The organism is Sanguibacter suarezii NBRC 16159, from assembly GCF_001552735.1.
Classification (GTDB): domain Bacteria; phylum Actinomycetota; class Actinomycetes; order Actinomycetales; family Cellulomonadaceae; genus Sanguibacter; species Sanguibacter suarezii.
Genome location: NZ_BCRT01000007.1, coordinates 54,930 through 71,622, shown reverse-complemented (window position 1 = coordinate 71,622; position 16,693 = coordinate 54,930). Strand labels below are relative to the sequence as shown.

Below are 16,693 nucleotides of genomic sequence, written 5' to 3'. Positions count from 1 at the left end.
GGGAGGGGCTCATCCCTGAGCGCCCTCGCCGGCGCGAGTGGGATCACTCGTGGCACCGTGGCCGCGCCAGCGCCGCGGGACGGCCATGTCCAGCGCGTTGAGGACAGCGGTGGCGGCGAGCGCCCGCCCACCGGCCCTGCGCAACCGGGGATACCGCGACGCCCCGCTCCGCGGAGCGCGCAGCAGAGCCACCGCTCCCCCCAGGCAGAGGACAGCCTCGGCGATGGTGAGCACCCAGTACGACCGCGGTCGCTGGATCCACATCCGCTGCAGGTCGTTGAGGACGCCCGGTTCGGTGGGCACCGTGGTGAGGGAGGACCAGAAGGCCCCCGCCATCGACTGCGCCTCGACCCGGCGGACGTCTGTCAGGTCGGCGGGCGGCAACCAGCCCTCGGCCACCTCGGCGGCCTCGACCGGCAGGTCGAGCAGGCGCAGCAGCGTGGTGAAGGGGTCGTCGGCGTCGGCGTCGTCGAGCAGGTCCGCGAGCTGGTCGGTCTGGGCGGGACCCAGGTTGAACTCCTGGGCGATGTCCTCCGCGTCGGCGCTCGGCGCGTCGAAGTAGTTGTCGACGAGAGTGAGCACGTCGGAGTCTGGGTCGGCGCCTCCGGAGGGGTCCACCCGGAACCACTGCGGTCCCCACTGGTGGGCCGTGACGATCGCCCCTGAGCGCACCAGCCCCATCCGCCGCCACGGCCCGTTGCGCTCGAGCCCCACGTTGGGCACCGGGGACGCGCTGGTCACCACGGGCTCGAGGTCGGTCGCCGGGTCGACGCCGGTCACGATCGACGTCCCGTCGATCTGCGTGAACCACAGGTCGGAGGAGACCTGGTGGGCCAGCCACGGCAGGTCGGTGGAGCGCATGCCGCCGACGACGGCGCCTGAGCGCTGCTCGATGATCAGCCCCACCGCATCCTCGCCCAGGCTGTGGCCCGGTATCTCCAGGTCGCTGGCGACACGGCAGCTCACGTCGATCGCCCGTGACAGGTAGGTCGCGACGTCGTCGCTGGACAGCGTGGGGAACGGCCCGTTGACCGGGTTCTCGTCCGGGGCCCACCGCACGATCCGCCCGTCGCTCCAGCCCACCGTGCGGGCGATGACCCAGCCCGGCGCACCGAGCACCGCGCCGTCGAGCAGGTCGGCGGGCACGCCCAGCTGGATGAGGACCTCGGCGACCTCACCCAGGGTGGCCGCGGGGATGTGCTCGATGGCTTCGTCCGACAGGGCACCTTCACCCCGCGGGTCACGTGGCTCGACCGCGATGTACAAGGGGACCAGGGTGAGCTGGTCGGTGTCTGGAGAGAGGTCGTGCATGTCTCGAGTCTCACACACCAGCGCGCGTGGAGGCGACGCCGATCAGCCCTGCCCGCGCCGCTGCGGCAGGATCGTGTGCACCCGCTCGACGAAGTCCGCGAACTCCTGCATGTACGTCCGCAGGAACTCCTCGGTGCTCTCGTTGGCGACGGTGCCGTCCTCGAGGAACACGTCGGGGAGGAAGTGGATGTACGCCTCCGGTGCGGTCATCTGCGGTGCGTTGCAGAAGGCGAGCACCCCGCGCAGGCTCTGCTGGGCCAGGGCCGTCCCCAGTGCCCCGGGCGAGGCGCCGATGACGCCGGAGGGCTTGTGGGTGAGCGAGTTGGCCCCCCACGGCCGGCTCGCCCAGTCGAGGGCGTTCTTCAACGCGCCGGGCAGGGAGCGGTTGTACTCCGGGGTGATGAACAGCACCGCGTCCGCGGCCTCGATCGCCGCCTTGAGCTCAAGGGCAGCCGGCGGATAGCTCGCGTCGAGGTCACGGTTGTAGAGCGGGAGGTTGCCGATGCCGATCTCGGTGAAGGTCAGCGACGGCGGCGCGAGCCTGATGAGGGCTTTGGAGAGCGTGCGATTGATCGACTCGCGGGACAGGCTGCCGACGAGGTATCCAACGGTGTACGTGGTCATCTCTCACCTCCGTGGAACGTGAGCCCATGACTGCGGCCCGGCGTTCACCCGGCGGCGAGCGCTCCTGCGAACCTACGCCCGAGACCCCGCTCCGGCCACAGCGGCGGCGGTCCTGCCCTCCTCAGCGCGGTCGGCCCTGGGTCTGCCAGACCGCGCACCGACTGCAGACGCAGCGGGCCGCCTCAGCTGCTGGCAGGCAGCGTCCGCAGCAGGTACCGCTCGGCTGAGCCAGCCTGCAGCGCCAGGTCCCACAGGGTCGAGGATGCCGAGCCGGAGTCCTCGGGGGCGGTGTCGTCCTGTTCGGCCTGTCCCTGCTGGTCACCCGGACTCAGTGCCAGGAGGACGTGGTCCAGCTCGTCGCGGGTGAGCTCCGTGGCGTCGGCCAGGACGGTCAGGTTGCGCAACCCGTCCCGCAGCGTGTCGAGCTCGGCGAGCTGCCGGTCGTCGAGCGGGTCGCGGTCAGGCACGAGCTCGTCCTGCTTGCGCACGGCATCCCGGACCAGGGCGATCTCCTCAGGCTGTCGCAGCCCTGCGCTGGCCGAGGAGGCACGGAGCGCAGTCGAGGTGGCCTCGATCGCTGCCTCGATGCGTCGCCGCAGAGGTTCGGGACGGAAACCAGGGACCACGACGAAGCCGAGGACCAGTCCGACCAGCACTGCGGTCAGGGTGAGTCCCACGTACTGCGCCAGGAGGGTGACGGCGTTCAGGTCACGGGAGGCGGAGTTGAAACCGACGCTGACCATGACCATGAACGCAGCGCCCAGCGCCGGGCGGGTGACGATGTACCAGAGCCCCAGGCACAGTGCGACGACTGAGACGAGGACGAGATTGCGGGACGGGACCACCAGCAGGACGACGGCCACCGCGAGGGAACCCGAGACCAGACCGATGATCTTGTTCCTCGCCTTCGTCGCGGTGTCTCTCCAGCTGGCCTGCAGGATGCCGAAGGTCGTCAGCAGCACGGTCGAGACCAGCGGGTCGCCTCGTTCCAGACCGGAGGTGATCACCAGCATCACCAGCATCGCGAAGGCCGTGCGCAACGCGTGACGGACCTGGATGGACTGGAGCCTGGCAGACGGGTGGAGGACCGCGTCCTGGAGCTGGTGGCGCCGGTCACGATCAAGCTGGACCGCGGTGGTGTCGCGCGTCACGACTGCCTGCTCGACGGCGTCCAGGGCGCGGGCGGCGTCGGCGAGAGGCGCCTCGGCGACGGCCGACGTCGACGGCGCCATCGGGTTCCTCGAGGTCGCCGAGGCAGTCGGTGCAGGAGAGGGCCGGGTGGACGTGTCCCGCCTCGCCTTGGTCTTCAGCTGGTCCGCCAGATCCCCAGCCCGCCCTCGGAGCGCGGCGTCGTCTGGTCCTCCCGCGCCCGCCAGCCCTGCCGTGTGCAGGGCCAGACGATAGCGCGAGGCTCCCTCCAGGGCTTCGGCGAGCCAGCGCTGCCTGCCGTCGCTGAGCCAGGTGCCGAAGGCAGTCGTCGTGGCGGTCGTGGGATCGTCAGCCACGAGCACCTGAGCAACCTGCTCCCGCGTCGGCTTGGACGGGTCGGAGATCCCCATGAGGATGCGCAGGACGAGCGCCACGACGACGCCCGCGATCGCTGCCGCGAACACCTGCCGGTGGTCCGCCCCACCCACCGGCGCATAGCCGTATCCGTACACCGCGGTCATCCCCAGCCCCATCCCGGCGTTGGCGAAGCGCGGGCCGACCAGAGGAAGCAGTGCGGCTACGAAGGTCAGCAGCACGACGAGTGCTATCGCCGCCGGTCGCGAGGCCTCGGCCACCAAGCGCGGGACAGCTGCGGCAAAGATCAGCAGGGGCCCCATGACCGCAGCCACGCGGAGGTCAGACCGGAGCGGCCCACCCATGAATGCGACCAGCGCGAACATACCCGTCAGCCCGCCGATGATCCCCACCGAGCCCGCCCCCCAGGCATCGGCGAGCAGCACACCGGGGAGCACCACGATGATCATCAGCACGATGAGCATCGGGCTGCCCTTGGGGCGCTTCGGGGACCTGCCGCCTGGGCCGTCACCTGAGCTCTTCACAGAGCCTCCCCCGCCGTTGAGCCGCGATTCTCACCTCCTCGACGGTACGACCGAAATGCAGACCTCGCGCGGGCGCTACTGTTCCGACATGACGATGGCGCATCACCATCAGCGGAGGTTCATGACCATCGCGGTGCTGGCTGGCGTCGTCGCGTGGCTCACTGCGCTCTCCGGGCGGATCGCGTCGTCGCTCGCGAGCCACGACCTGCTTCCTCAGTCCGCAGGATGGATGGTGTGGCCACGAGGCCCAGGGGTGTACGTCCGCTGGGTCGGTGCCGCAGTCGCTCTCGGCCTCCTCGTCTGGATCGCCCTCCGGCTGGCACGACCCCGGTGGATCGCGGCGCCGGTCATCGCGGTCGGTCTGGTCGCTGCCCTCGCGTCGCCGAGCGTGCCGTATCCCGGCGCCTACGCCCTGTTCACCGCCATGCGCCCCCAGCTCGAGCAGATTGCCGCGCTCCCGACTGTCTCGGCAGCCGGTGCCGCCAGGCACGACACCGATCTTCCGCGATCACTCCAAGCCATGGCGGTCTACGGCTACGTCTCGACGGACGGGTCCGGGGGCGTCTTCATACCGCAATGGGCCGGATGGGTAGACGATGCGGGAGGATTCTGGTTCACGCCTGGCACCTCACCGGAGGGCCGGGACATGTGGGGCATGGCCTGCGAGGAACCGATGCGACTCGACGGAGACTGGTGGATGTGCGGCATGAGAGTCGAGGCCGGCGGGAGCCTGTAAGACGGCGATGACGACGGCGGCCGAGCGCTGCTCTGCCTGCAGGCTGCGGGCACGACGGTGGCCCATGGAGGCCCGGGTACGACGAAGGGCCCCACATCCGCAGGATCTGCGGGTGGGGCCCTTCGATGGCGGTAGCGGTGAGATTCGAACTCACGGTGGACTTTCACCCACACACGCTTTCGAGGCGTGCTCCTTAGGCCGCTCGGACACGCTACCTCGCCCAGAACAGTACCTTCTCGACGCCCGATCGACTAAATCGGCACCGGCGCCCGCACGCCCTCCCCCGCGATCTGCTGCCGGCCGGCTGTCCGTGTTGCGACGCTCGGCAATCCCAGGAACCGTTTGTCCTAGAGCCCGTCGACACGCTGATGACCCATCGGGAGAGCCATGAACGACACGCCGACGTCTCTCGGGTGCGACACAGCCGACATGCTCGTGGTCCACAACCTCTTCCGGCACCTGTTCACCCAGGCCCGGCCGCTCATCCGCGGTGTCCCCGACGCCGACGCGACCCGGGCGAAGGTCGTCGCCGAGCATCTGCGCGAGATCACCGAAGCACTGCACAACCACCACGCGATCGAGGACGAGGTGCTCGGCGACGCCCTCGTGACGCGGGTCCCCGCCTGCGCGCTCCACGTAGATCAGATGCGCGCCCAGCACGCCGTCGTCGCCGCACTGACGGAGGAGCTCGAGGAGGTCCTCCCCGAGTTCGAGGCGACCGCGAGCCCCGCCGCCAGGCAGACCGTGCTGGCGGCTCTCGACTCGATCCGCACCACGCTCGTGCTGCACCTGGGCGCCGAGGAGGACGACATCCTCCCGCTCGCCAGCGTCATGCTGTCCCAGGCTGAGTGGGACCGGATCGGCGAGGCCGCGCGCAGCGCGTTGCCCCGGGACCGGATGTTTGTCCGTCTCGGGTGGCTCCTCGTCTCGATGTCTCCGGCAGAGCGAGAGGCCTGGCTCCGCAAGAACCTTCCGTTGCCGGCGCGCCTGGCCTACAAGACCGTCGGGCACCGCCAGTTCGAGGCTGATCAGCGTCGCCTGTTCCCGCCGGCCGCGCTCACCTAGCCGCGTCCCTGCAGGGCGAGCGGCGAGGCGAGCGGCGCAGCACACGGTCGTGCGGTCACCGTCCGGCCGGCGCGACTCCCACGACCTGCTCGCCCTCGGCGATGTGCCGGGTGATCCACGGCGTCAGCAGGAAGAACCCTCCGGTGAGCACGAGCGTGATGAGCCCGATCGTGCCGAAGTACGCCGCGAAGTTGTCGGCCAGGTCGGCTGTGGCCGAGACGATCTGCGCGGTGATCGCCTGCCCGGCCGCCGGAGCGAGGAACCACAGGGCCATCGCCTGGGACCGGAAGGCCGCAGGCGCCAGCAGCGTGGTTGCGGCGAGCCCGACCGGGGACAGGCACAGCTCCCCGATGGTCTGGATGAGGTACGTCCCCACCAGCACCCAGGAGCTCACCTTGGCGTCACCGGCGAGCGCCGTCATGGCAGACAGGAACAGGAAGGACAGGGACGCCATGGCCAGCCCGATGCCGAACTTCACCGCCGTGCTCGGCCCGCGGTCACCGAGCTTGATCCACAGCCACGCGAAGACCGGCGCGAAGAGGACGATCAAGGCTGGGTTGACCGACTGGAAGAACTCCGGCTGGATGGTCACCCCGGCGAAGTTGAGATGAATCTTGCTCGCAGCGAAGGCCGACAACGACGACGACGCCTGCTCGAAGATCATCCAGAAGAGCATCGCCGCGACGAACAGGGGGATGTAGGCCAGCATGCGCGAGCGCTCTGGGGTGGTGACCTTCGGCGAGCGGAGCATGACCGTGAAGTAGAGGATCGGGGCAGCGAAGGCCAGGTAGCTGATGAGGTTGACGATGCCCTCAGGGCCGAAGGCCAGCTCTCCTGCCTTGACGCTGGTGACCACGAGCGCGACGATCCCCAGGACGAGGATGAGTGCGCCGATGGCGAGCGCGCTACGCAGCACCTGGGGGCGCTCCTCGCGCCTGATCGGGTTCATCACCTCGTCGCCGGCCCCGCGCAGCTGCGCCTGTCCCAGGACGAAGAACACCAGGGCGAAGGCCATACCGATGGCCGCTACGACGAACCCGGCGTGGAAACCACCGATGGACCGGGCGATCCCCACCACGAAGGGCGCCGCGAGGGACCCCATGTTGATGCCCATGTAGAAGATCGAGAAGCCCGAGTCGCGCCGGTCGTCGTCGCGCTCGTAGAGCTCTCCGACCAGGCTCGAGACGTTGGGCTTGAGCAGCCCGGTCCCGATCGCCACGGCCACGATCCCTGAGTAGGAGTACCCCGGGCCGGCCGGCACCGACAGCAGCACGTGCCCTATGGCGATCACCACACCGCCGTAGAGGATGGAGCGTCTGGCTCCGATGAGCCGGTCGGCGCACCAGCCTCCGACGACGGACAGCAGGTACACCGAGGATCCGTAGATCGCGGTGATCGCGAGGCCGGTCTCCGGGGCGAGCCCCAGACCGCCGTCGGCGATGGCGTCCGTCAGGTAGTACAGCAGGATGGCGCGCATCCCGTAGTAGCTGAACCGCTCCCAGAACTCTGTTCCGAAGAGGGTCATCAGGCCGAGCGGGTGACCGAAGAACCTCGTGTCAGTGGCGTTGGACCCCGAGGCGATCCGCCGCTCCTTCGGACCTGGGGGTCGGCTGTCAGAAGGTCGCATGCGCCCAATTTTATGTCCGGTCCGCGGGATGAGGCGAGTTCGCAGGTCACCGCGACGACGTAGCCTGAAGGGGTGGATGCCTCACTCACCGACCACGCCCGTCGTCCAGCCCAGCCCAGCCCTGTCAACGAATCAGGGTCTGACCAGCACCTCTCCGGTGAACAGCTCGACGCGCTCGTCGGCCTGCTCTCAGCGGGCCCGTTCGCTGTCCTCACCGGTGCTGGCCTGTCCACCGACTCCGGGATCCCCGACTACCGCGGACCAGGGTCCCCGGAGCGCCGTCCGATGACCTACCAGCAGTTCATCGGCGACCCGGCCTTCCGTCGTCACTACTGGGCCCGCAACCACGTCGGTTGGCAGCACGTGCGCCGCGCTCACCCCAACGACGGCCACCGCGCTCTCACGGACCTGGAGATCGCGGGCCGCCTCACCGGCGTCATCACCCAGAACGTCGACACCCTGCACGCCGCCGCCGGCACCTCCCAGTTCGTCGACCTGCACGGGAGCTTCGACCGGGTCGTCTGCCTGCAGTGCGGGACGCTGGTCTCGCGTGAGTCTCTGGCGGTGCGCCTGGAGGCTGCCAACCCGGGCTTCGTGGAGTCCGTCGGCCGCGTCGAGGACATCGAGATCGCCCCCGACGCCGACGCGGTCATCGAGGCGACCGCGCACTTCCGCCCGGTGGACTGCGACCGCTGCGGCGGCCTGCTCAAGCCCGACATCGTGTACTTCGGGGAGATGGTCCCCAAGGCCCGGGTGCAGCGCGCCTTCGCCATGGTGGACGACGCCACCGCGCTCCTGGTGGCCGGGTCCTCGCTGACCGTCCACTCAGGCCTGCGCTTCGTCAAGCACGCGGCGAAGGCTGGCAAGCCGGTGGCCATCGTCAACCGCGGCGCCACCCGCGGCGACCACCTCGCAGCCCTCACCCTCGACGCCGGGACGACGACGACGCTGCGCGCCCTCGCGGACGCCCTCGGCGCCAGCAGCTGATCGGCGTCGAGGCCGGTCAGCTCCCGTCAGCGGGCCGCGCCCGGGTGTCAGACCCGGTGCTGGGCGAAGAACTCGACGAGCTGCTGGGCGCACTCGGCCTCACGGACCCCGCCGAGCACCTCGACGCGGTGGTTCATCCGCCGGTCCCGCACGAGGTCCCAGACCGAGCCGGTCGCACCCGCCTTGGCGTCCCACGCCCCGAGCACCAGACGTGGCACCCGAGCGAGCAGGATCGCTCCGGCGCACATCGCGCAGGGCTCGAGGGTGACCACGAGGGTGCAGCCGGACAGCCGCCACTCCCCCACCACCTGCGCGGCCTCCCGCAGGGCGAGCACCTCCGCGTGGGCGGTGGGGTCGCCGGTGGCCTCGCGAGCGTTGTGACCTCGGCCGATGATGGTCCCGTCAGGTCCCACGACGATCGCGCCGACGGGCACGTCGCCCGTGGCTGTCGCCAGGGTCGCCTCGGCCATGGCGAGCCCCATGAGGTGCTCGCGCTCGGCGCGGTCCAGGACGGGGATGGGCTGGTCGGCAGGATCTGGCACCGCTCGAGCCTATCGCCCGGCCTGACGCGTCTGCACGTGACCTGACCTGCGTGCGCGCGGGTCCTGCCCAGGTCCTGTCAGCGCATGCCCGTCAAGACGGTAAGTTGGGGGCATGCGCCTGCACGTCATCGACCACCCTCTGGTCGCCCACAAGCTCACCGTCCTGCGAAACATCGAGACGGCGTCCCCGACGTTCCGGCTGCTGGTCGACGAGCTCGTCACGCTCCTGGCCTACGAGGCCACCCGTGAGGTGCGCACCGAGCCCCACACCATCACCACGCCGGTGACCGAGACCGTCGGCACCCGGATCGCCGACCCGCGCCCGCTCGTCGTGCCGATCCTGCGCGCTGGCCTGGGCATGCTCGACGGCATGACCCGCCTGCTCCCCACGGCCGAGGTCGGCTTCCTGGGCATGCAGCGCGACGAGGAGACCTTCGAGGCGATCACCTACGCCAACCGCCTCCCCGACGACCTCACCGGTCGCCAGTGCTTCCTCGTCGACCCGATGCTCGCGACCGGCGGGACGCTCGTCGCGGCGATCAACTTCCTCTTCGACCGCGGCGCGCGCGACGTCACCGCCGTGTGCCTGCTCGCGGCCCCCGAAGGCCTGGAGATCCTCGACAAGGCGATCGGTGACCGGGTCGACGTCAAGGTCGTGGTGGCGGCGGTCGACGAGCGTCTGGACGAGAACGGGTACATCGTCCCCGGGCTCGGCGACGCGGGCGACCGTCTGTACGGCGTCGTCGACTGACCCACGCCACCGTGGCCACCATGTGAGACTTTCCGATCATCTCTAGGTGATCGGGCGTTCTCCTGCGACTCTTCCCCTATGAACAGCCCACGCCTGACTGACGCCGCCACCTCGGTGCGCCCCGTCATGTCCGCGTGCGGCCGTGCGTGTTGTCGGTTCTGACGCCTCAGAACAGTCCGACGACCAGTCCCGCGACCGGGACACCACGCATACCCGGAGAGTGCCATGACGGCCCCCATCGACGTTTCCACGACCTCACGCCCCCAGCCCGGCTTCCTGCTGTGGGTCGGCGTCAACCCCGCCGACCGCAGGCGGCACGCCGCCGAGATCATCGAGCTCGCCGAGACCCTCGGTGAGCTCGCCCGCGAGCTGCTGCCCACCGCGGAGACCTTCACCGCGCTGTCCTTGGGCGACGCCGGGCCCCGCTCCCCGCGCACCGAGGACCTCGGTGCGCTGCGCCAACGGCTGGCTGCCCTCGAGGTGATCGCGCACACGCCGCTGTGGTCCGATGCAGGCGTCTTCGACGCCGCATCGCGCTCGAGCGACACCGCAGAGGCGACCCGGCGGAGTCCGCCGGTCTTCGACGTCGACCTCTCCCCGCGGGTGCGCATCGACCTGCCCGCCCGGCAGGTCACGGCAGACGGCGCGGAGCAGAAGCTCACCTACAAGGAGTTCGAGCTGCTGGCCCACCTCGTGACGTCAGCCGGTCGTGTGGTCTCCCGCTCGGAGCTGCTGCTGTCGGTGTGGCGCGCCGAGCAGGTCGACTCCGCGTCCCGGACCATCGACGTCCACGTACGGCGCCTGCGTGACAAGCTCGGCTTGGAGAACCAGATCATCACCGTGCGTGGCGCCGGCTACCGCTTCGCACGCAGCGAGTACGTCGAGGTCATCGAGGCGGCTCAGGCAGGGTGAGCTGCGGCTACCGGCTGATCCTCGTCAGCGGCTGGTGACGGTGACCACCCCGACGACGTACTCGTCGCCCGTGGTGATCGCCGAGACGGTGGTCGCACCGGGCGCCGTCGCGGCAGGCTCGAACTTCTTGGCGTCCACGCCGAGGGTGTTCTCGTAGCGTGTCCTCGAGCCCCACGCGACAGAGGAGAAGGCGTCCTGTGCGGAGCCGAGCACCGCACGACCAGAGGCGCCCTCGCCCGCGTGCGGTCGCACCGGGATCGAGTTGACCAGCACCTGGTCACCGGTCACCTGGCGGTCACCCTCCCAGGCCACGACGCCCAGCGTCGTGGTGGTGGCTGCCTCGTCGAGGACGCTGAAGGTCATCCCGGAGCTTCGCGTCACCGCGACGGGGGTGTCGAGCACCGTCACCGACCCGGTCGGCAACGCCGCGTCCTCGTAGACGACGACGAGAGACCAGCCCGCGTAGAGGTCGCGGGAGCCGATGATGCCGTTCCACCCCGAGCCGTCGGAGTGGCCCGCCAGCGCGACGTCGGCCACCGACCACTCTCCGGCACCGTGCGCGGCGACCATCTCTGTGACGTCGGCGTAGGACTGGTAGGAGACTCGCCCTGTGCTGTCGGAGACCTCGCCGAGCACCTCGCCGGTGACGGCGGTGTAGGTGCCGGTGCCCGGTGCGCGCAGCCGCGCGGAGGTGAGGTCCTGGGTGAAGCGGTCTGTGGCCGTGCGGTTCGCGGACCAGTACAGACCTGCGTGCTTGACCGTCGCCCCCACCGGGATCGTCACGGTGGCTGAGGACGAGGAGGTCACGCCGCCGGCGTCGTTGAGCGGACGCATGGCGAGCAGGTCGTTGGTCGCGTCGGACCACCATCCGCCGCTGGCCAGCCAGCAGCTGAGCGGGGAGCACCGCATGAGCGGTGCGCCGACCTCGGTCACCGCGACCGTTCCACGCCACGTGCCGCGGACGTCCAGCCCGGGGTGGGCGGTGACAGCGAAGGCACCGCTCGCCTCGGCGCCGGCGCCGGTGACCGGATCGGTCCCGACGACTGAGTACCCCACCTCCCCGCTCACCACGAGGCCGTCGACGCCGGCGAGGGCGACGGTGACGACGACCGTCTCCCCGGCTGCGAGCGGACCGACGAGGCAGGTGACGGTGGCGGGGACGGCAGCTCCGCCGTCCGGTGACTGCGCGGCGCGGGCTGCCGCGTCCGTCGGCGCGACAGGGGCTGCCGCGCACGCCTGTCCTGTCGGGGTGGTGATCCCCGCGGGCAGGGTGACGGTCACCGACACGTCTGCCAGGTCGACGCCTGAGTCGTTGCGCACCGTGACGGGCACCTCGACCCCGTCCCCGATCTCCACCGCATCGGCGACCTCGACCGAGACGGCCGGGGCGGTGACGACTGGCTGGGGCTGATCGAGGACGCCGGTCAGTGCGGGCTCAGGGCGCTCAGCCGCGGCTGAGGAGTGCACGGCCAGGACGGAGTGGACGGACGACCCTGGATCGAGGGACAGCATCAACGGGCTGTGCACGCCCTGAGAGACAGGCAGCAGGTCGTCCGAGCGGTAGGTGACGACATCCGTGAGGCCACCGGTGACCGGGGCCAGGGCGGTTCCGTTGACCGTCAGGTCACGACGGAGGGGATCGTCGAGGGCGACGCCGCCGCGCACCGTGCCGGTCATGGCGACGCGGACCGGACCGGAGGCCGGGAGCGGCAGAGGGCGTGCTGCCGCGCCGGCAGCGGCGGGGTCTGCAAGAAGCAGCGCGACGGTCGCGTCGGGCAGCCCGGCGTGAGCGTAGACCACGGTCAACGACCACACGAGATCATCAGGCAGCACGGCCCCCTCGACCGGCGCGAGGGACCATCGACCGGGCGCAGCGTGCCCGGTGACCAGCGCGGTGACATCTGCGGTGCCCGAGTAGCTGCTCGCCCCCTCGGCCCCCGGCGGCTGGACCGCGGCAGTCCCGACGACCTGCTCGCGAGCAAACCCACCGGCGTCGGTCCGTAGCTCGACCGTGGACAGCGCCTGGGCGTCACGACCGTCGGCGTCCAGCCCGGACCAGGTGAGCACAGCCTCGCGCACAGTGAGGCCGTCGGGTGCGGTGGGCACGGTTGGCACGGTTGGCACGGTGAGATGGGGTGCGGTTCCCAACGGCCCAGCGATGTGCGCCACCTGCAGCGGCCCGGCGAGGATGCTCGCAGCGGACAGCCCCTCACGCAGGACCGACAGCTCGGAGGGACGGATCGCAGGCGCAGGCTCCGGTGACCCGGCGAAGGTCGTCGTCGGCGACACGGCCCTGGTGAAGGACGGACCGGGGGCCACCGCGACCGGCACGATGACGGTGGCCAAGCGATCGCCGTCGATCTGCGGTCCGCCGCACACGAGCGCGTCGTCGGCGACCGAGCACGACCAGCCAGGCGTGCTGCCCGGCGCCGGGACGATCGGGGCGTCGCGCCACCCGATGCCGCTGTTCTGCGGCAGGGCGAGCACGACCTCCGGGTCAGCGGCCGGCAGCTGACCTCCGTTCGCCACGGTCAGCGCCAGGTGCCCGGGCCGGCCGGCCACGAGCTCTGCGACCGGTGCGACGCTGGCGGACAGCCGCGGCGGAGCCGAGACGACCGAGGAGGTGAACGGCCAGGGGTCCCCGACCGCATCCTCGCCCACGAAGACCTGCGCCGCGAGGTCTGCCGTGACGGCGTCCTCGGCATAGAAGGTGAGCGTGAGGGTGACGTCTGCCGCTGGGGCGATCTCGTCGACGACGCAGTGCACGACCTGGGTGTCGGTGTCCGCTCCGGAGGCGGCGCAGGACCAGCCCTCGGCCGACGTCCGGAGCAGGCGCGGACCGAAGACACCGCCGCTCGCGGAGTCGGCGACGAAGCGCAGGGTCCCTGGGACGGTCAGGGAGACGGCGACGTCCGTGGCGACCGTTCCCCCGGTGTTGCGCAGCGACACCGCGACGGTGTTGTTCTGGCGTGCCACGATCTCGGTCCCGGCGCCGAAGCTCAGCTCCAGGGCGGCCGGGGCTGCGGGCGGGGGTGTCGGCTCTGTCGTGGGCTCGGTGGTCGGGTCTGTCGAGGGCGCAGGCGTGGGACCGGCCGGCGGCTCTGCCGTGGGATCCGTCGCCGGATCCGTCGCCGGCTGGCCCCCAGGGCCAGGGGTAGCTGCGGGGCGCGGACCCGCTGCTCCCGGCGTCGGGTCCGACGCCGCAGGCGGTGCGGTCGTGCCGGGGCTCGCGCTCGGGGAAGGGGTGGCGGCCCTGGCGCCTGGCGCGGGCATCGTCCCGTCGGCGGGCGCCTCTGCCTCGCCGGTCGGCGCAGAGTCGGGCACGAGGGTGTTGGCCGGGTCAGTCGGGTCGCTCGCCGCCGCGTCAGGCGACGGGGACGAGCCGGCGTCGGTGTCGGGGGACGCGCTCGGGACCGACGCCGCCAGCGGCGCCTCGGTCTCGTCGGAGAAGACCCCGAGGGCTGCTGAGACCGCAACGCCGACGCCCACCACGACGACCGCAGCCGCTGCGACGAGCAGCGCCGGGACGCCGGCGAGCGCTGCGCCGATCCCCGCGATCCCCGCACCCGACGCGGTTCCTGCGAGGCCCGTGCCGGCTGCCCCAGCGGCAGAACCCGCGGTAGAGCCAGCAGTCGTACCTGCGCCAGCACCGGAGCTCGTCCCTGCTGCCGAACCGCCACCCGCCCCGCTGCTGCTCCCGGTCGCCTCGAGCACTCCCCCCGCACCACCAGCCCCAGTCGCAGCGACAGCGGTCCCCCACAGCGGCAGCCCTCCGAGGGCGCCGACGCCAGCGGTCCCGAGCACGAGCGGCGCGATGATCGCCCGCATGCCGTGGGAGACGTCGCCGAGCTCGACGAGCAGGCCGCGGCACTCACCGCAGGGCTCGAGGTGGCTCTCCACGAGAGCCAGGTCGCGCTTGGACAGCCCGCCACGGACGTAGCCGGCCAGCAAGGGACCGGTCTGGGCGCAACCGGCGTCGAGGGAGGTCGAGAGATGCTGCTGCAGGTACTGCTGGCGCAGCCCTTCGCGGGCGCGGTAGGCCAGAGCGGCGGCTCCGTTGGCCGTCAGCCCCAGGCTGGGAGCGAACTGGGCCGGGGTGAGGCCCTCGACCTCGGAGTACCACAGCGCGGCCTGCCACCGCTCTGGGAGTGCCTTGAAGGCCTTGGCGACGGTGCTCCGCTCGAACTTCTCGAGGGCCGGCTCCTCGCTCGAGGCCGACGGCCCGAAGACCGACTCGAAGGCCGCGTCGTCGGTGGGCAGGATCCGGCGGCTCTGGTTGACGGCCACGTAGGCGAGGCGGCGCACCACGGTGAAGAGGTAGGCGCGGAAGGCGGTGGTCGGTCCACCACCACCGACCAGGACAGCCAGGACCTTGGCGAAGGCGTCGGCGACGACGTCGTCCGCGCCTCCGGAGGCGCTCATGTACTGGCGCGCGACGGTGCGCGCCGCCCCGGCGTGACGCTCGTAGAGCACGCCGAAGGCCGCCGTCGCCCCGTTGCGTACGGCGGCGATCAGCTCGGCGTCCGAGGAGTGTGGGCTCCACGAAGACAGCTGGTCCTGGGTCACTCCACCCCCGTCTCGCACATCTGGATGCCCCCATGCATTTTGCCTGACATGCGGTGAGAGGTCTAGAGGGCGCAGATCCGGGCGTGTCACGCTGCCATAGGCCCCTGACCAGCACACTCGCCGCAGTTCGCAGAAATCCCCTCGCCGATCCGCGTCATGAATCTCCCTCAGACCTGTCTCTGATGACGTGAACCTCCTCGTCCAGGGCACTCTGCCCCCGCTCGACGCCCTGCGTGAGCGGTGGCGCGCGTCGAGCCTGTCGTCCGTCTGGCGGCACGCCGACGACTGGTACCACCCGAGCGTGGACGCGCTCCTGGTGGCCTTGACCCGCGGCTCGCCGACCGAACCCGCCTGCGAAGGGCTCGGCCTCGCACGCGCCGACGCCGGATGCGGGATCGGGGAGGCCATCGACGACTTGACCTGTCTGTTCACGACGATCAGTCGCAGCGTGCCGGTCTCGGACGTGCGCGCGCTGACCCTCGGCTGGGTGGACGGTCAGGCCATCGCCGCCCCGGCGATCGGGTGCATCGACGCAGGGTCTGGCCTGCACACCCTGGAGTACTTCATCGTCCGGCTGCTCGAGGCGTACCAGTCCTCGACGCGTCCCGCAGACTGCAGCACCCTGCTCTTCGTGGACGTGGGGCTGGAGAACCTCTCGCTGTGGGAGCGTGTCGCACGGTCAGCAGGCATGGGCCGCACGCTGACCGAGGTGTTCGGCGCAGGCCGACCGACCGCAGCGCTCGGCGGCGGCTTCTACGTGATCCTCGCTGACCATGAAGACACCACGGAGGCCGCCGGACAGGCCCTGGCCCGACGCATCGAAGGGTCGGCGAGCGACCTCGGCATCTCCGCGGTGCTCAGGCACCCTCCACGAGTGTGGCGCCAAGAGCTCCCCCCGACCCACTCCGCCGCCGCGGCGCTGCTCGCCGCGCACCGCCGGAGGTAGCACCACCGCTCGACCGGTCACTGTCATCGACGACTCGACAGCACGGCACGCAGCGCCTGGGCGCAGCGATGCCCGCACCCGGTGCGGGCGCGGGCATCGTGTGGCTGGGGTCAGCGAGGGCTGTATGTCAGGCAGTCCGCCATCTCGCTCGCCGACGGGCCAGCTCCGATCCGGACCGACGAGGCGGTGCACTCCAGGGCGGCGTTGTGCACGCACTCGCTGCGCTGGCAGGCGCCGACCTGGCCGACGACCTTGTCGAGGCCGCCCTTGTGAGACAGCGGGATGAACGTGACGCATTCAGCGGAGCCAGAATGTCCGGCGACCGTCACGGCGCCGGCGTGGCAGCCGTCGTGGTTATAGCCGCAGGTCGCGACGGAACACTCACTGACGTGGGGCAGATCGAGCAGTGCACTCATGATTCCTCCAACGTTCGGGGCGGGTGCACACTGTCTCGGCACGCCGTGAAGTCCACCGTAAACCCGCAGGGGAATTCTTGCCTAGCAAGCAAGGACTTACTTACTCGAGCCTTTTAACCACCACATTAGGAGAGTGCATTGTTGCGTATTCGAAAATAGCTG

Annotated in this window: 13 protein-coding genes and 1 tRNA gene; 6 read left to right on the top strand and 8 right to left on the bottom strand. The window is 70.8% G+C overall.

Annotated features, from left to right (window positions below):
- Nucleotides 1-9: 9 nt before the first annotated feature.
- The 3 genes from SS2_RS03370 to SS2_RS03360 form a co-directional block, all read right to left on the bottom strand.
- Nucleotides 10-1,311: a hypothetical protein gene (locus SS2_RS03370; RefSeq protein ID WP_066461072.1), complete on the bottom strand. Its 1,302-nt coding sequence runs from the start codon at nt 1,309-1,311 to the stop codon at nt 10-12.
- 42 nt (nt 1,312-1,353) lie between these two features.
- A complete protein-coding gene (locus tag SS2_RS03365) occupies nt 1,354-1,935 on the bottom strand; it encodes an NADPH-dependent FMN reductase (protein WP_066461071.1) in 582 nt (193 codons plus the stop codon).
- A gap of 182 nt (nt 1,936-2,117) precedes the next feature.
- Nucleotides 2,118-3,983 (bottom strand): FUSC family protein, encoded by a 1,866-nt coding sequence (locus SS2_RS03360; RefSeq protein ID WP_157607173.1) that lies wholly within the window; start codon nt 3,981-3,983, stop codon nt 2,118-2,120.
- Between the two features lie 121 nt (nt 3,984-4,104).
- Here SS2_RS03360 and SS2_RS03355 point away from each other — a divergent pair, with 121 nt between their 5' ends.
- Nucleotides 4,105-4,719 (top strand): hypothetical protein, encoded by a 615-nt coding sequence (locus tag SS2_RS03355; RefSeq protein WP_157607172.1) that lies wholly within the window; start codon nt 4,105-4,107, stop codon nt 4,717-4,719.
- Nucleotides 4,720-4,845: 126 nt separating this feature from the next.
- Here SS2_RS03355 and SS2_RS03350 read toward each other — a convergent pair.
- A tRNA-Ser gene (locus tag SS2_RS03350) sits at nt 4,846-4,935 on the bottom strand.
- A gap of 171 nt (nt 4,936-5,106) precedes the next feature.
- Here SS2_RS03350 and SS2_RS03345 point away from each other — a divergent pair.
- The gene (locus tag SS2_RS03345) at nt 5,107-5,784 is read left to right on the top strand and encodes a hemerythrin domain-containing protein (RefSeq protein WP_066461066.1); all 678 of its coding nucleotides are present in this window, start codon (nt 5,107-5,109) and stop codon (nt 5,782-5,784) included.
- Nucleotides 5,785-5,839: 55 nt separating this feature from the next.
- On the opposite strand, the gene SS2_RS03340 is transcribed toward SS2_RS03345, so the two are convergent.
- The gene (locus SS2_RS03340; protein ID WP_066461064.1) at nt 5,840-7,411 is read right to left on the bottom strand and encodes a peptide MFS transporter; all 1,572 of its coding nucleotides are present in this window, start codon (nt 7,409-7,411) and stop codon (nt 5,840-5,842) included.
- Nucleotides 7,412-7,594: 183 nt separating this feature from the next.
- Between SS2_RS03340 and SS2_RS03335 the strand changes: the two genes are divergently transcribed.
- The gene (locus tag SS2_RS03335; RefSeq protein ID WP_066461157.1) at nt 7,595-8,398 is read left to right on the top strand and encodes a Sir2 family NAD-dependent protein deacetylase; all 804 of its coding nucleotides are present in this window, start codon (nt 7,595-7,597) and stop codon (nt 8,396-8,398) included.
- Nucleotides 8,399-8,445: 47 nt separating this feature from the next.
- Here SS2_RS03335 and tadA read toward each other — a convergent pair whose 3' ends face one another.
- Nucleotides 8,446-8,940 (bottom strand): tRNA adenosine(34) deaminase TadA, encoded by a 495-nt coding sequence (gene tadA / locus SS2_RS03330; protein WP_281178656.1) that lies wholly within the window; start codon nt 8,938-8,940, stop codon nt 8,446-8,448.
- A gap of 112 nt (nt 8,941-9,052) precedes the next feature.
- Here tadA and upp point away from each other — a divergent pair, with 112 nt between their 5' ends.
- A complete protein-coding gene (upp, locus tag SS2_RS03325; RefSeq protein WP_066461062.1) occupies nt 9,053-9,691 on the top strand; it encodes a uracil phosphoribosyltransferase in 639 nt (212 codons plus the stop codon).
- Nucleotides 9,692-9,916: 225 nt separating this feature from the next.
- Nucleotides 9,917-10,603, top strand: a complete 687-nt coding sequence (locus tag SS2_RS03320) for a winged helix-turn-helix domain-containing protein (RefSeq protein WP_066461060.1) — start codon at nt 9,917-9,919, stop codon at nt 10,601-10,603.
- A gap of 24 nt (nt 10,604-10,627) precedes the next feature.
- Here SS2_RS03320 and SS2_RS03315 read toward each other — a convergent pair whose 3' ends face one another.
- Nucleotides 10,628-15,169: a sigma-70 family RNA polymerase sigma factor gene (locus SS2_RS03315; protein WP_066461058.1), complete on the bottom strand. Its 4,542-nt coding sequence runs from the start codon at nt 15,167-15,169 to the stop codon at nt 10,628-10,630.
- Between the two features lie 187 nt (nt 15,170-15,356).
- On the opposite strand from SS2_RS03315, the gene SS2_RS03310 reads away from it, so the two are divergent.
- A complete protein-coding gene (locus SS2_RS03310; protein ID WP_066461055.1) occupies nt 15,357-16,115 on the top strand; it encodes a hypothetical protein in 759 nt (252 codons plus the stop codon).
- A gap of 110 nt (nt 16,116-16,225) precedes the next feature.
- Here SS2_RS03310 and SS2_RS03305 read toward each other — a convergent pair whose 3' ends face one another.
- Entirely contained in the window at nt 16,226-16,531 is a 306-nt protein-coding gene (locus tag SS2_RS03305) for a DUF1540 domain-containing protein (protein WP_066461053.1), read from the bottom strand.
- Nucleotides 16,532-16,693 lie beyond the last annotated feature (162 nt).